11 protein-coding genes and 1 pseudogene are annotated in these 14,175 nt (G+C 72.5%); 2 read left to right on the top strand and 10 right to left on the bottom strand.

Annotated features, from left to right (window positions below; all coding sequences use genetic code 11):
• Positions 1 to 276: 276 nt before the first annotated feature.
• Positions 277 to 615 carry a DUF2934 domain-containing protein gene (locus tag DK419_RS11375; protein WP_109962252.1) on the top strand — a complete coding sequence of 113 codons (339 nt, stop codon included), beginning with the start codon at positions 277 to 279 and terminating at the stop codon, positions 613 to 615.
• Positions 616 to 648: 33 nt separating this feature from the next.
• Here the strand turns inward: DK419_RS11375 and DK419_RS11370 are convergent, their stop codons facing one another.
• Positions 649 to 1,881 carry an MFS transporter gene (locus tag DK419_RS11370; RefSeq protein ID WP_109959173.1) on the bottom strand — a complete coding sequence of 411 codons (1,233 nt, stop codon included), beginning with the start codon at positions 1,879 to 1,881 and terminating at the stop codon, positions 649 to 651.
• Positions 1,878 to 2,198: an ArsC/Spx/MgsR family protein gene (locus tag DK419_RS11365; RefSeq protein WP_109959172.1), complete on the bottom strand. Its 321-nt coding sequence runs from the start codon at positions 2,196 to 2,198 to the stop codon at positions 1,878 to 1,880. Before DK419_RS11365 ends, DK419_RS11370 begins: the two co-directional genes overlap by 4 nt.
• 241 nt (positions 2,199 to 2,439) lie before the next feature.
• Between DK419_RS11365 and gyrA the strand changes: the two genes are divergently transcribed.
• Positions 2,440 to 5,190 (top strand): DNA gyrase subunit A, encoded by a 2,751-nt coding sequence (gyrA, locus tag DK419_RS11360; RefSeq protein WP_109959171.1) that lies wholly within the window; start codon positions 2,440 to 2,442, stop codon positions 5,188 to 5,190.
• Positions 5,191 to 5,448: 258 nt separating this feature from the next.
• On the opposite strand, the gene DK419_RS11355 is transcribed toward gyrA, so the two are convergent.
• From DK419_RS11355 to DK419_RS11320, 8 genes and pseudogenes are all read right to left on the bottom strand, one after another.
• On the bottom strand, positions 5,449 to 6,669 hold the full coding sequence (locus tag DK419_RS11355; protein ID WP_245442913.1) for an MFS transporter: 1,221 nt from the start codon (positions 6,667 to 6,669) through the stop codon (positions 5,449 to 5,451).
• Positions 6,670 to 6,809: 140 nt separating this feature from the next.
• A complete protein-coding gene (locus DK419_RS11350; protein ID WP_109959169.1) occupies positions 6,810 to 7,181 on the bottom strand; it encodes a helix-turn-helix domain-containing protein in 372 nt (123 codons plus the stop codon).
• A 37-nt stretch (positions 7,182 to 7,218) separates the two neighbouring features.
• Entirely contained in the window at positions 7,219 to 8,919 is a 1,701-nt protein-coding gene (lnt, locus tag DK419_RS11345; protein ID WP_109959168.1) for an apolipoprotein N-acyltransferase, read from the bottom strand.
• A 194-nt stretch (positions 8,920 to 9,113) separates the two neighbouring features.
• Positions 9,114 to 10,154, bottom strand: coding sequence for a hemolysin family protein (locus tag DK419_RS11340; RefSeq protein ID WP_109959167.1), 1,041 nt, complete (start codon positions 10,152 to 10,154; stop codon positions 9,114 to 9,116).
• A 33-nt stretch (positions 10,155 to 10,187) separates the two neighbouring features.
• Positions 10,188 to 10,694 carry an rRNA maturation RNase YbeY gene (gene ybeY / locus DK419_RS11335; protein WP_109959166.1) on the bottom strand — a complete coding sequence of 169 codons (507 nt, stop codon included), beginning with the start codon at positions 10,692 to 10,694 and terminating at the stop codon, positions 10,188 to 10,190.
• Entirely contained in the window at positions 10,691 to 11,812 is a 1,122-nt protein-coding gene (locus DK419_RS11330; RefSeq protein ID WP_109959165.1) for a PhoH family protein, read from the bottom strand. Before DK419_RS11330 ends, ybeY begins: the two co-directional genes overlap by 4 nt.
• Before the next feature lie 11 nt (positions 11,813 to 11,823).
• Positions 11,824 to 13,166 (bottom strand): annotated as a pseudogene (miaB, locus tag DK419_RS11325) (tRNA (N6-isopentenyl adenosine(37)-C2)-methylthiotransferase MiaB).
• 76 nt (positions 13,167 to 13,242) lie between these two features.
• Complete coding sequence (locus DK419_RS11320) at positions 13,243 to 14,133, bottom strand: lysophospholipid acyltransferase family protein (protein WP_109959164.1); 891 nt, start codon at positions 14,131 to 14,133, stop codon at positions 13,243 to 13,245.
• Positions 14,134 to 14,175: the final 42 nt, after the last annotated feature.

Raw genomic sequence — 14,175 nt, 5'->3', positions numbered from 1 at the left:
ACAGGGCCGCCGGGGCGGGGCCAGGCTGGCGACGTCACGCCGTCCTTGCCGCTCCCGCTGGGACGGTGTCACGGGCGGGCCGGGCCGATCCACGCGAGCGGAGGCGGCCCGGCCCGCCGCCCCTCGTCTTTCCCGTCCGTCCGGGTCGCGCCGCGCGCCGGCCCGGCGGGAGAGGCCGCCCTTCTCCGGCCGCGGGCCGCCCGGCCCCGAGCCAGTTAGGGCTTCCTTAACCACGAACCGCGATGGTCCGCTCACATGAACCACGAGGAGGTCGGAATGGACCACGTCGAGACCAGCATCCGCGAGCGGGCCTACGCCCTCTGGGAGCGGGACGGCCGCGCCACGGGCCGCGACGCGCATTACTGGCATCTGGCCGAGAAGGAGCTGGCCGAGCAGGCCTTGGTCGAGCAGCCCTTGGTCAAGCAGGCCTCGATCGAGGCGCCGGCCGCCGCGGAGGAGATCCGCGCGAAGCCGGTGCGCAAGCCGGCGGCCCGCAAGCCGGCGACGAAGAGCGCCGCGGCCAAGACCGTGGCCGAGGTGGCCGAGGCCGCGGCGAAACCGGTCCCGCGCCGGCGTCGCGCCGCCGCGGCGGCGGAGAACGTCACCACCCACTGATCGTTCGTCGGGCGCCCTGGCGCCCGGCCCGCGTCAGCCCCTCCCGCCCTGCGGGAGGGGTTTTTCGTCGTGGCGTGCGGGAACCGGCACCGCGGCGCGGCGCCGGACCCGCCACAGCAGGGCGACGAGGGCGACGTCGATCACCCCGAGGATCGCCAGCGCCAGGAGCGCCGCATCGGCGCCGCCATGGGCGATGAGGTAGGCGCCGGCTGACGGGGCGACGGCCTGCGCGGCGAGGCTGGGCTTGGCCAGCCGGCCGAGGAGCGCCGCGTAGCGCTCGGGCCCGAACAGGGCGAGCGGCAGGGTACCGCGGCCGATCGAGTAGAGCCCGTTGCCGGCCCCGTAGATCACCAGCACCAGGCCGGGCGCCTGGAGCCCGCTCCACAGGAGGACGAGGCCCAGGGCCATCAGCACCACCGCGACGGTGAGCGTCCAGATCGGGTGGTGCCGGCTGCGGTTGGCGACCTCGAGGAGCCGCGCCCCGACCTGCGACGGGCCGACCAGGGTGCCGAGCGAGACCGCGGCCGCGAGCGACAGGCCGCGATCCTGCAGCAGCGTCAGCAAGTGGACCGAGAAGATCGAGGTCGCGATGCCGGTGCAGGTCACCAGGGCGGCCAGCACCAGGAAGGTCGGGCGCTCGCCGGGATCGAGCGACGCGGCGTCGGGCCGCGGGGCCCCCGCGGCGACCGGGCGCGGAGCGGCCCGCGGGACGAACCGGAGCACCAGCGGCAGGCACAGGCCGAGCTGCAGGGCCGCGTAGGTCAGGCAGGTGCCGCGCCAGCCGAGATGCGCGAGCAGGAAAGCCGAGAGCGGCCAGCACAGGGTGCTGGAGAACCCGCCCCACAGGGTCAGGGAGGTGATCGCCGGGCGGGCATCGGCGCCGTAGAGCCGGCCCAGCGTCGCGAAGGCGGCGTCGTAGAGCCCCGAGCCCATCCCGGCCCCGATCACCAGCCAGGCGACGACGAAGACCGGCAGGTTCGGCGCCAGCGCCAGCCCGACGAGGCCCAGCGCGAGGAGCAGGCCCGACACCGCCAGCACCGGCCGGCCGCCGTGGCGCCCGATCATCCGGCCGGCCGTCGGCGCGACCGCTCCCGCCGCCAGCATCCCGGCGGTGAGGCTGCCGAAGATCCACGGCAGCGGCCAGCCGGTCTCCGCCGCGATCGACGGCCCGAGCACCGTCAGCAGGTAGTAGCTGCAGCCCCAGGCGAGGATCTGCACGATGCCGAGGGCCGAGATGACCGGCCAGCGGCCCGGTTGCGGGATCATCGGGCCGGTTCGCTCCCCTGGGACGGCGACAGGTCGGGCATCCGCTCGGCCGGACGGCACAGGCGCACGCCGCGCGGGCTCGCGACCAGCGGCCGATCGAGGCGGACCGGGCAGGCGGCGAGCGCGGCGAGGAGCCGGTCGCCGGGGAGGGACGCGTCGGCGAGGCCAACCTGGTCGAGCCGGCGCCCCGGCTGCGCCAGCGTCGGCGGGGTCTTCAGGGACTCGACGACCCGGGGCCCGATGCCGGCCTCGCGGATCATTGCCAGCACGCTGCGCGCCGTGCCGCAGGCCGGGTTGTGGTCAATGACGACGTCCATCGCGGGCGGCCTCCCGGAGCGGTCGCTCGGTCGCGAGGCCCGCATCCTTTGCCAATCTCTAACGACTTCGCGGGACACTCGTCCACAGGGTCCCGCCGGGCTTGTGGAACATCCCCGGAACACCCATCTAAGATGCTGATTTGCTTCGCCTTCCGCCCTTGATGCTGGTGTCCTGCGGCGAAATCGGCTAAGCCGGCCCACGAGTGTGTGAGCCCGCGCGGGCCGCGACGAGAGACAGACCTTGGCAGAGAACGACCCGACCGGCGCCCCCCCGCCCGCGACCGACATCAAGCCCGTCTCGATCACCGACGAGATGCGCCAGTCCTACCTGGCCTACGCGATGAGCGTCATCGTCAGCCGGGCCCTGCCGGACGCGCGCGACGGCCTCAAGCCCGTGCACCGCCGCATCCTGTACTCCATGTACGAGAACGGCTACCTGCCGGACCGCAAGTACGTGAAGTCGGCGCGCATCGTCGGCGACGTGATGGGTCAGTATCACCCGCACGGCGACCAGTCGATCTACGACGCCCTCGTGCGCATGGCGCAAGACTTCGCCATGCGGCTGATGCTGGTCGACGGCCAGGGCAACTTCGGTTCGGTCGACGGCGATCCGCCGGCGGCGATGCGCTACACCGAATCGCGCCTCGCCAAGCCCTCGATGGCCCTCCTCGAGGACATCGACAAGGACACGGTCGACTTCAACCCGAACTACGACGAGTCGAAGGACGAGCCGGCGGTCCTGCCCGCCCGCTTCCCCAACCTCCTCGTCAACGGCGCCGGCGGCATCGCGGTCGGCATGGCGACCAACATCCCGCCGCACAACCTCGGCGAGGTGATCGACGGCTGCATCGCGCTCATCGACGATCCGGCCATCACCATCGAGGGCCTGAACGACATCATCCCGGGCCCGGACTTCCCGACCGGCGGCTCGATCCTCGGGCGCTCGGGCACCCGCTCGGCCTACATGACCGGCCGCGGCTCGGTCATCATGCGGGCGAAGTCGCACGTCGAGGAACTGCGCAAGGAGCGCGAGGCGCTGATCTTCACCCAGATCCCGTATCAGGTGAACAAGGCGTCGCTCGTCGAGAAGATCGCCGATCTGGTGCGCGAGAAGCGCGTCGAGGGCATCGCCGACCTTCGCGACGAATCCGACCGCGACGGCATGCGCATCGTGGTCGAGCTGAAGCGCGACGCGGTCGCCGACGTGGTGCTCAACCAGCTCTACCGCTACACGCCCCTGCAGACGAGCTTCGGCTGCAACATGGTGGCGCTCAACGGCGGCCGGCCCGAGCTCCTCAACCTCAAGGACTTGATCCAGGCCTTCATCGACTTCCGCGAGGAGGTCGTGTCGCGTCGCACCAAGTTCCTGCTGAACAAGGCGCGCGAGCGCGCCCACGTGTTGTGCGGTCTCGCCATCGCGGTCGCCAACATCGACGAGGTGATCCGGCTGATCCGCACCTCGCCGGACCCGAACTCGGCCCGCGAGGCCCTGATGGCCCGCGACTGGCCGGCCGAGGACATCGCGCCGCTGATCGCCCTCGTCGACGATCCGCGCCACCGCCTGCGCGAGGACGGCACCTACCGCCTGTCCGAGACCCAGGCCCGCGCCATCCTCGACCTGCGGCTGCAGCGCCTCACCGCGCTCGGCCGCGACGAGATCGGCGACGAGCTGAAGCGGCTCGCCGACGAGATCGCCGACTACCTCGACATCCTGCGCTCGCGCGCCCGCATCATGGGCATCGTCAAGCACGAGCTGGCGGAGGTCCGGGCCGAGTACGCGACGCCGCGCAAGACCGAGATCCTCGACTGGGATTCGAGCGTCGAGGACGAGGACCTGATCCAGCGCGAGGACATGGTCGTGACCGTGTCGCACGCCGGCTACATCAAGCGGGTGCCGCTCTCGACCTACCGGGCCCAGCGCCGCGGCGGCAAGGGCCGGGCCGGCATGTCGATGCGCGACGAGGATTTCGTCACCCGGCTGTTCGTGGCCAACACCCACACCCCGGTGCTGTTCTTCTCCTCGCAGGGCCAGGCCTACAAGGAGAAGGTGTGGCGGCTGCCGCTCGCGGCGCCGAACGCGCGGGGCAAGGCGCTCGTCAACATCCTGCCCCTCGACCAGGGCAAGGAGCGCATCACCACCATCATGCCGCTGCCCGAGGACGAGGCGTCCTGGGAGACCCTCGACGTGATGTTCGCGACCGCCTCCGGCAACGTGCGGCGCAACAAGCTGTCGGACTTCGTGCAGGTCAACCGCAACGGCAAGATCGCCATGAAGCTCGACGAGGGCGACCACATCGTCCACGTCGAGATCTGCACCGAGGCCGACGACGTGCTGCTGACCACGGGCGCGGGCCAGTGCATCCGCTTCCCCGTGACCGACGTGCGGGTGTTCAAGGGCCGCGACTCGACCGGCGTGCGCGGCATCAACCTGGGCAAGGGCGATCGCATCATCTCGATGACGATCCTGCGCCACTTCGAGGCCTCGCCCGAGGAGCGCCAGGCCTACCTCAAGCGCGCCAATGCCGACCGCCGCGCCACCGGCGAGGCGATCGAGCTGCCGGCCGCACCCGAGCCCGAGGCCGAGGAGAATGCGGCCTCGATCGACCTGGAACAGGATCGCTACATCGCCATGGGGGCGGCCGAGCAGTTCGTCCTCACCCTGTCGGAGCGCGGCTTCGGCAAGCGCACCTCGTCCTTCGAGTACCGGATCTCCGGCCGCGGCGGCAAGGGCATCAAGGCGATGGAGGTCAATGCCCGCAACGGCACCCTCGTCGCCTCGTTCCCGGTCGAGACCAGCGACCAGATCATGCTGGTGACCGATGCCGGCAAGCTGATCCGCGTGCCGGTGGACGACATCCGCGTCGTCGGCCGCGCCTCGCAGGGCGTCACGGTGTTCAACACCGACAAGACCGAGAAGGTCGTGTCGGTCGAGCACATCGAGGGCGAGGGCGAGGCGGAAGGCGAGATCGACGGGGAGGCGGAGGGGGCCTGAGCGGCTGCCCTGCCCTCGACCGGGGTGATCTCTCGACGGTCCTGCCGCCCTCCGGACGTCGTTCCGGGTTCCCGCCCGCAGCGAGCCCCGGAATGACCCAATACCCCCGCGCCTCGGCATCGACCCGCGATGCCGAGGCGTCCGGCGCATGAGCGCCGATGCCCGTTCGGGCCTGGCCAGCGCCTTGGCACGGATCCGTTCCAAGGCGCTGCGGTATAATGTGTCGTGGATGTCGCGAGCGGTTCGTCTCCGGCCGGCTCAGATCCTGACGGTCCGATTCCGTGCCGCCAGCAGGCCGAAGCTCCCCGCCGCCAGGCACAGGGCGACGTAGAGCGCCGCCGGCAGGCCCCAGCCGCCGCTCGCCTCGTGGACGATGCCGACCAGGAACGGCCCGAGCGCCGCCCCGCAATAGCCGACGCCCTGCGCCATGGCGGAGAGCTCGGCGGCGGCGCGGGGGTCGCCGGCCCGCAGGACGATCAGCGTCAGGGCGAGGCCGAAGCAGCCGCCCAGCCCCAAGCCCAGCAGCAGCGCGAAGCCCCAGGCGAGCGCCAGCGGTCCGACCAGCAGCCCGGCGAAGCCGACGAGCGGCAGGCTGACGACCAGCACCACCCAGGGCCGCTGGTCCGGGCGGCGCGCCGCGAGCGTCGGCACCACCAGCGCCAGCACGCCCTGCGCCAGCGCCGAGACCGAGGCGACGAGGCCGGCGGTCACGATGTCGAAGCCGCGATCGACGAGGGCGGCGGGAAGCCAGCCGAACACGATGTAGGCGAGCGAGGATTGCAGGCCCATGAAGGCGGTGACCTGCCAGGCCAGGGGGTCGCGCCACAGGGCCCCGCTCGGCCGGGCGCCGGGCCCGGAGGGCAGCGGCCGGCTGCGGACGAAGGGCAGCCAGGCGGCGGCCGCGACGAGGGCGGGCGCCGCCCACAGCATCAGGGCGCCCTCCCAGCCGAGGCCGAGCGCCTGGCGGACCGGCACGGTGAAACCGGCCCCCGCCGCGGCGCCGAGGCACAGGAGCGCCGTATAGAGGCCGGTCATCAGCCCGGCCCGGTCGGGGAAGTCGCGCTTGACGATGCCGGGCAGGATCACCCCGACGATCCCGATCGCCGCGGCGGCGACCACCGAGCCGAGGAACAGCAGGGGCAGGCCGCCGAGGCCGCGCAGGGCGAGCCCGAGGGCGAGCACCAGGAGGCCCGCCAGCACCCCGGCATCCGGCCCGATGCGCCGCACCAGCAGCGGCGCGAGGCGGCCGAACACACCGAGGCAGAGGACCGGCAGGGTGACGAGGGCGCCCGCCAGCGCCCCGGAGAGCCCGGTCTCCGCCCGGATGCCGGGCAGGAGCGGGCCGACGCTCGACAGGGCGGGCCGGAGATTGAAGGCGACCAGCATCAGCCCGAGGCCGATCAGGACCGGTGGAAGACCGGCCGGCGCGCTGCCCGGCCGCACGGCCTCGGCGCCCGGCTCCCGTTCGATGGTCCGCACCCGCTCGTCCTCCCCGTCGCGCCCGGGCGCGACTCCACCGCGCGTTCTCGCGCGTTCGGGAGGCGTCATAGCGCCTGGGCGGATGAGTGAGCAGCGAAACCTGCGCAACCCCGCATCCCGGGGCCATCGGCCGCCGCGGGCTACTTGCCTTCGGGCACCGCGGGATCGGTGCCGATCGCCTCGACCAGGCTGACGATGCGCCGGCGCACCTGGCCGTCGCCGATGCGCTGGAAGGCACGCACCAGCTGCAGGTCCTGGCTGGTCCAGAACACGTCGTGGGCGTCGGAGGTCGGCTCGGCCGCCGGATCCTCGTCCCGTCCGCCGTCCTGGCGCGGCGCTCCCTCGTAGAAGAAGCTCACCGGGACGTTCAGCATGTCGGCGATCTGGCGAAGACGGCTGGCGCTGATCCGGTTGGTGCCCTTCTCGTATTTCTGGATCTGCTGGAAGGTCACGCCGAGGGCGTCGCCCAGCTTCTCCTGGCTGACTCCGACGAGAAGCCGCCGGACGCGCACGCGATGCCCGACATGACGACCGGATCGGGTGCCTTCTTCACACTGACGCTCCGCGGGGCGGGGAAGGTGCGCGCCGCAAGCGCGCACCGAGGGCCGTAAGCCCGCACCCTAGAAGCATGATGATGAAAAGAACATCACCGAATCGTACGTAAGCGGTGGTTTCCCTAAGGTTTCTCGGCAGATTGCGATCGAGCACGCCCTCCACCCCGACCGACAACATCCCGGTCACCCTTCCGTAAGGATCCACGACCGCACTGATGCCGGTGTTGGCCGCCCGCACGAGAGGAATACCTTCCTCAACGGCACGGAGGCGCGCCTGGGCGAAATGCTGGCGCGGGCCGGGCGTGTCGCCGAACCAGCCGTCGTTGGTGACGTTGAGGAGCAGGCCCGGATGCGCGTGCCGCGACGCGACGGCGCCGGGGAAGATCGCCTCGTAGCAGATCGAGGGCGCCACCGGCGGCAGGCCCGGCACCGACAGCGAGGGCCGTTCCCGCGCCTCGCCCGGCGTGAAGCCCCCCGGCACCGCCACGAACTGCTTGAGCCCGAGCGTCCGCAGGAGGCTGTCGATCGGCTCCGGCAGGTACTCGCCGAACGGCACGAGGTGGAGCTTGTCGTAGCGCCCCCCGGTGAAGCCGTCCTGGCCGATCATCAGGATGGAGTTGTAGAAGTGCAGGCGCTCGCCCGGCAGGGGCTCGTCGGCCCGGGCGGCGCCGGTGACCAGCAGGGTGCCGGGCGGCAGGGCGGAGCCGATCCGCCGCAGGGCCTGGGGATCGCGCTGGATCAGGAACGGGAACGAGGATTCCGGCCAGATCAGGTGGGTGACGTCGCGCAGGCCCTGCCGGTCCGGCGCGGTGGCGCTGTCGCTGAGGCCGAGGTAGCGCTCGAGGATGCCCTCGCGGTTGCGCGGGTTGAAGCGGGCATCCTGCGGGATGTTGGCCTGGACGAGGCGCAGGCGCACCCCGGGCACCTCCGGCACCGGGCCGGCCGGCACGCGCAGGGCGCCGCCGATTCCCAGTCCGGCGAGGACCAAGAGGGCCGCGAGGGACGGCCCGAGGCGCCGCGCCGGCCCGCCCGCATCCGCCAGGGTGGCGGGCGCCGCGCAGGCCAGCACCGCCAGCACCGTCAGGCCGTAGAGGCCGACGACGGATGCGGCCTGCATCAGCCAGAGGTTCTGGCCGAGCGCCATCCCGAGGACGTTCCAGGGAAACCCCGTGAACAGGTGGCCGCGCAGCCACTCGGCGGCGCCGACCCCGAAGGCCAGGGCGGGGATGCGGCCCGGACCCGGGGACCAGACGAGGCGGGCGGCCGCGAAGCCCGCGCCGTAGAACAGCCCGAGCACGGCTGGCAGGCCGAGCACGCCGAGCGGCATCAGCCAGGCGAACTGGTCGGCCTCGACCAGAAAGGCGGCGCCGAGCCACCACAGGCCGGCGGTGAGATAGCCGAAGCCCCAGGCCCAGCCGATCAGGCCGGCGGCGAGCGCGGTGCCGGCGCGCCGGCCGAGGCGCGAGGAGGCGGTGGCGGCCCCGTCGAGCAGCCAGACCGCCGGCACCAGGGCGACGCAGAGGGCGGGCAGGAGCCCGAAGGGCGGCATCGCCAGCGCCCCGCAGGCCCCGGCGAGCCAGGCGAGGGCGAGGCGGGTCCAGCCGGCGGTCAGGGCGACGCGGTGGGCGAGCGGCGCGAGGCCGAAGGGCGCTGCCGGGGCGACGCGCGCCGCCCCGTCGGTGTCGATATCGTGCATGGGGCGGGCTCGCGGGGGCGGCGCCGGTCCCGGCGCCGCGAAGGAGGTCGTACGATGTCCGCCTGACCGCATCGGGCGATCCGATCGGATACGGTCGCGATGCGGATATCCGCTTCGCTCAGGCGGGCGGAGCCTCCGGCTCCACCGCGCGGGCTTGCGATGCGATGTCCGGAAGGCGCCTTCCGGACATCGCGTCAGGCGGCGGAATCGGTCCGCAGGCCGGCCTCGGATTCCGGCGGCGGCAGGGCCAGCGGCGTCTCCGGCCCCTCGAGCCGGGCGAGGCCGCGATGCATGCGCAGGCGCTTGATCCGGCGCGGATCGGCGTCCAGCACCTCGACCTCGAAGTCGCCGGGCACGGCGATGACCTCGCCCCGGGCCGGGACCCGGCCGGCGATGGTGACGATCAGGCCACCGAGGGTATCGACCTCCTCGGCCGCCTCCCCCACCGCGGCCGCGAGATCGACCCCGGTCGCCTCGGCGACGTCGTCGAGGCTGGCGCGGGCGTCGGCGACGAAGATCTCGCTCTCGCCGTCGACCTTGAGGACGCGGTGGCCTTCCGCCACGTCGTGCTCGTCCTCGATGTCGCCGACCACGACCTCGATCAGGTCCTCGATCGAGATCAGCCCGTCGGTGCCGCCGTACTCGTCGATGACGAGGGCCATGTGGGTGCGGCTGGCCTGCATGCGCGCGAGCAGGTCGATCGCCGGCATCGAGGGCGGCACGAACAGCACCGGCCGCAGGATGCGGGTGGAGGCCAACGTCTCGGTGAGGTCGACCTCGGCGAGGTCGGGCAGGCGGTCGCCGCCGGCCTCGGCGCGGCTCGCCATGTAGTCGACGAAGTCGCGGATGTGGACCATGCCGCGGGGGTCGTCGAGGCTCTCGCCGTAGACCGGCAGGCGGGAATGGCCGGCCGAGCGAAAGACCTTGAGCAGGTTGCCGAGCGCGGTGTCGATCGAGACCGCCACCACGTCGGCCCGGGGGATCATCACGTCGTCGACCCGCACCCGGTGGAGGCTCAGCACGTTCTTGAGCATCGCCTGCTCGACCGCGGAGACGGCGTGGTCGCCGTTCTGCATCTCGGCGAGGGCGTCCGAGAGGCCGTCGCGCTGGGCGTCGCGGGCTTTCAGGTGGAAGATGTTGAGGAGGCGATCATACCAGGGTTCGCGCCCCGGACTGTCGTCCTCCGGGATCGCCTGCGCGGTCGCGGCGGCGCTGCGACTTCGATCGTTGCTCATGTCTCTCGCGTCTGGGGTGAGGGCGTCCTTGGCTCACTCGGCCGGGTCGCCGTACGGGTCCGGCACGCCGAGGCGCCGCAGGGCCGCGACTTCCAACGCCTCCATGGCGTCGGCCTCGGCATCGCCGAGCTCGTGGTCGTGACCGAGGAGGTGCAGCGTGCCATGAACCACGAGATGGGCGAGATGGTGGTCGAGGGGCTTGGACTGCTCGCCACTCTCGCGCAGGAGTGTGTCATACGCAAGAACCACGTCGCCGAGGAGGCGCGGGCCCCCGCCATGCGGCTGCTCGTTGGGAAACGACAGCACGTTGGTGGGCTTGTCCTTGCCCCGCCAGGTACGGTTCAGCTCCTGCACCGCGGGATCGTCGGTGAGCATGATGCTGATCTCGATCGGTCCGCCGGGCGGCATGGTGGCGAGGGCCGCCTCGACCGCCTCAGCGACGAAGGCCTCGAGGTCCGGCGCGGTGCCCTCCCAGCGCGGATCCTCGATCGCGACGTCGATCTCGTTCTCGTAGCCCTGCTCGTCGTCCTGCTCGCTCACGGCAGCGGCCCCCGGCGCGGCGGGGTCGGGCGCTGAACCGGGTCCGGGTTCTCCCGGGCATCGGTCTCGTAGGCCGTGACGATCCGGCGCACGAGGTCGTGGCGCACCACGTCGACGTCCCGGAAGGTGACCCGCCCGACGCCCTCGACGCCGTCGAGGATCCGCACCGCCTCGACGAGGCCCGACTTCTGGCCCGGCGGCAGGTCGATCTGGCTCGGATCGCCGGTGACGATCATCCGCGAATTCTCGCCGAGCCGGGTCAGGAACATCTTCATCTGCATCGAGGTGGTGTTCTGCGCCTCGTCGAGGAGCACCACCGCGTTGGTGAGCGTGCGCCCGCGCATGAAGGCGAGCGGCGCGATCTCGATCATGCCGGTCTGGAGGCCCCGATCGACGTGGCGCGCCTCCATGAAGTCGTAGAGCGCGTCGTAGATCGGCCGGAGATAGGGATCGACCTTCTCGCGCATGTCGCCGGGCAGGAAGCCGAGGCGCTCGCCGGCCTCGACCGCCGGGCGCGACAGGATCAGCCGCTCGGCATGGCCCTGCTCGAGGAGCGAGACGGCGTAGCCGACCGCGAGCCAGGTCTTGCCGGTGCCGGCCGGTCCTTCCGCGAAGACCAGCTCGTGGGCGCGCAAAGCCCGGATGTAGGCGTCCTGCGCGGCGTTGCGGGCCCGCACGGCGCCGCGGCGCCGGGTGGCGATCTGGTCGAAGGACGTCCGCTCGCCGTCGGCCGGCGCTTCCGCCGGCGAGAACAGGTTGCCCTGGAGCGAGGATTCCTGGATCACCCCGTCGACGTCGCCGAGGGTGAGGGGCGTCCCTCCCCCGTCGCGGACGCGGGCGTAGAGCAGCTCCAGCACCCGGCGCGCCCGCTCGGTCGAATCGGGCGGTCCCTTGACGACGACGTGGTTGCCGAGGGCGGTCGCCACCACGCCGAGCCGCCGCTCGAGATGGGCCACGTTCTGGTCGTACTGGCCGAAGACCAGGCTCGCCAGGCGGTTGTCGTCGAAGGTGAGTGCGATCTCGGCCGCCTCGCTCAGGCCCGCCACCGCCCGCGGCGCGAGTTCCCGCGCGGGCTCGCGCCCCTTCGGCCCGCGGCCGCCCGCCTCTCCCGTCGGCATTCTGTCGTTCCTCACGCGGCGGCCACGATCGAGGGCTCGACCGCCTCGCCGAACAGGCTGTTCGAGCCGGCGCGGGTGATCCGCACCGGCACCACGGTGCCGATCAGCGAGACGTCGCCCTCGATCTGCACCGCCTGGAGATAGGGCGACTTGCCGGCGACCTGGCCCGGATGGCGCCCGGCCTTCTCAATCAGCACCGGGACGGTCCGGCCCACGGTGGCGTGGTTGAAGTCCTGGCGCTGGCGCTCGAGCAGGGCCTGAAGCTCGGCGAGCCGCTCGCTCTTCACCGATTCCGGCACCGCGTCGGCGCTGTCGGCCGCCGGCGTGCCCGGGCGCGGGCTGTACTTGAACGAGAACGCGCTCGCGAAGCCGATATCGGCGATCAGCCGCATCGTCTCGGCGTGGTCGGCGTCGGTCTCGCCCGGGAAGCCGACGATGAAGTCGGAGGAGAGCGCGACGTCGGGCCGCGCCCGGCGCACCCGGTCGATCAGGCGGCGGTAGGTGTCGGCGTCGTGCTTGCGGTTCATGGCCGCGAGGATCCGGTCGGAGCCCGACTGCACCGGCAGGTGCAGGTAGGGCATCAGGGCCGGCAGGTCGCGATGGGCCGCGATCAGCGCCTCGTCCATGTCGCGCGGGTGGCTGGTGGTGTAGCGAAGCCGCAGGATGCCCGGGATCGCGGCGACGCGGTGCAGGAGTTCGCCCAGCGTCCAGTCGCGCCCGTCGGGCCCGGGGCCGTGGAAGGCGTTGACGTTCTGGCCAATCAGGGTCAGCTCGCGGGCGCCCGCCGCGGCCAGCCGCTCGGCCTCCGCGACGATCTTCTCGACCGCGCGCGAGACTTCCGCCCCGCGGGTATAGGGCACGACGCAGAAGGCGCAGAACTTGTCGCAGCCCTCCTGCACGGTGAGGAAGGCCGACACCCCCGGGTGCGACGCAGCGGCAGGTGGTCGAACTTGTCCTCGACCGGGAACTCGGTGTCGACGACACGGCCGTCCTTGGAGGCCGCCAGCAGTTGCGGCAGGCGGTGGTAGCTCTGCGGCCCCACCACCACGTCGACGCCCGGCGCGCGGTTGAGGATCTCGCGGCCTTCCGCCTGCGCGACGCAGCCCGCCACCACCACCGTGGTGTCCCGCCCGGCCTCCGCCCGCTCGCCCTTCAGGACGCGCAGGCGGCCGAGCTCGGAATAGACCTTCTCCGCCGCCTTCTCGCGGATGTGGCAGGTGTTGAGGACGACGACGTCGGCCTCCTCCACGGTGCCGGTCTCGACGAAGCCCTCGCGGCCGAGCAGGTCGACCATCCGCGAGGCGTCGTAGACGTTCATCTGGCAGCCGTAGGATTTGACGAACGCTTTCTTCAACGAACCGGCCCTGCCAGGAATTGATCGAGTGGGTGATCGGATGCGGCGGCGGCCCGATGGCGGCCGCCCCCGTCATTTAAGCCGTCGCGGCCGGAATGAGAATAGGCGGCGCGGCCTTGGCGGGCGGCGCGGCGACGGGCGGCGCCGCTTGCGCAGGCTCCAGGACGGGCACCGGCGGGCGGCCGGTCACCGCCTCCTGGAGCGCCCGGCGCACCGCGGCCTCGGCGAGCGCCGTCGCGACCTTGCGGTCGGTGCCGGCTGCGAAGGCGATCGGCTCGCCCCAGGTCACCTGGACGTCGATCGGCCCGCGCTCGAAGAACAGCTTGACGCTGGGCGCGAGCTCCATGTCGCCGTACCACGCGATCTCCGGGCGCTCGGCCCGGGTCAGCGGCAGGCCGTGGCGGCGCGTATAGGCGATGCAGAGCGGCTGGAGCCGCACCCGGTCGAGGCCGCCCTCGGTGATCGCCGCCCGCGCGGCGCCGACGAGCGAGGTGCGGAACGGCAGGAGCCGGGTGCCGTCGCCGGTGGTGCCCTCGGCGAACAGCACGATCAGGTCGCCGTCGCGCAGGCGCCGGCTCATCTCGGTGTTGACCACCGCGGTGTGGCGCTTGCGCGCCCGATCGATGAACAGGGTGCGCTGCAGCCGCGCGAGCGTGCCGATCACCGGCCAGCCGGCGATCTCGGACTTCGCCACGAAGGAGAGCGGCCGCAGCGCCCCGAGGACCGGGATGTCGAGCCAGGAGATGTGGTTGGCGAGCACCAGCGCCGCCTCGCCCGGGGCCGGCGGCGTGCCGGCGACGGTGATCCGGACCTTGAACAGGCGCAGGAAGGCCCGGTGCAGCCAGACCGGCGCGTGGCCGGCGAGCGCGCCGCGCCCGAACCGCAGGCCGAGCCAGTGCGGGCCGACGAGGAGCGCGAAGGTGAGGGCGTAGGCGAGGAGCCGCAGGCCGGCGACGAGGTACGTCATGATTCGGTCGGCGGGCGCGGGACTCGGGGGGTTTCGGGGGTG

This window comes from Methylobacterium terrae (assembly GCF_003173755.1).
GTDB lineage: Bacteria > Pseudomonadota > Alphaproteobacteria > Rhizobiales > Beijerinckiaceae > Methylobacterium > Methylobacterium terrae.
Note: the sequence above shows the minus strand (reverse complement) of the source record. Positions and strands in the feature narration are given on the sequence as shown.

Excerpts from the sequence above, each read along its gene's own strand:
- DK419_RS11375 (WP_109962252.1), top strand. The coding sequence starts at position 277 with ATGGACCACGTCGAGACCAGCATCCGCGAGCGGGCCTACGCCCTCTGG.
- DK419_RS11370 (WP_109959173.1), bottom strand. The coding sequence starts at position 1,881 with ATGATCCCGCAACCGGGCCGCTGGCCGGTCATCTCGGCCCTCGGCATC.
- DK419_RS11365 (WP_109959172.1), bottom strand. The coding sequence starts at position 2,198 with ATGGACGTCGTCATTGACCACAACCCGGCCTGCGGCACGGCGCGCAGC.
- lnt (WP_109959168.1), bottom strand. The coding sequence starts at position 8,919 with ATGCACGATATCGACACCGACGGGGCGGCGCGCGTCGCCCCGGCAGCG.
- DK419_RS11340 (WP_109959167.1), bottom strand. The coding sequence starts at position 10,154 with ATGAGCAACGATCGAAGTCGCAGCGCCGCCGCGACCGCGCAGGCGATC.
- DK419_RS11330 (WP_109959165.1), bottom strand. The coding sequence starts at position 11,812 with ATGCCGACGGGAGAGGCGGGCGGCCGCGGGCCGAAGGGGCGCGAGCCC.
- DK419_RS11320 (WP_109959164.1), bottom strand. The coding sequence starts at position 14,133 with ATGACGTACCTCGTCGCCGGCCTGCGGCTCCTCGCCTACGCCCTCACC.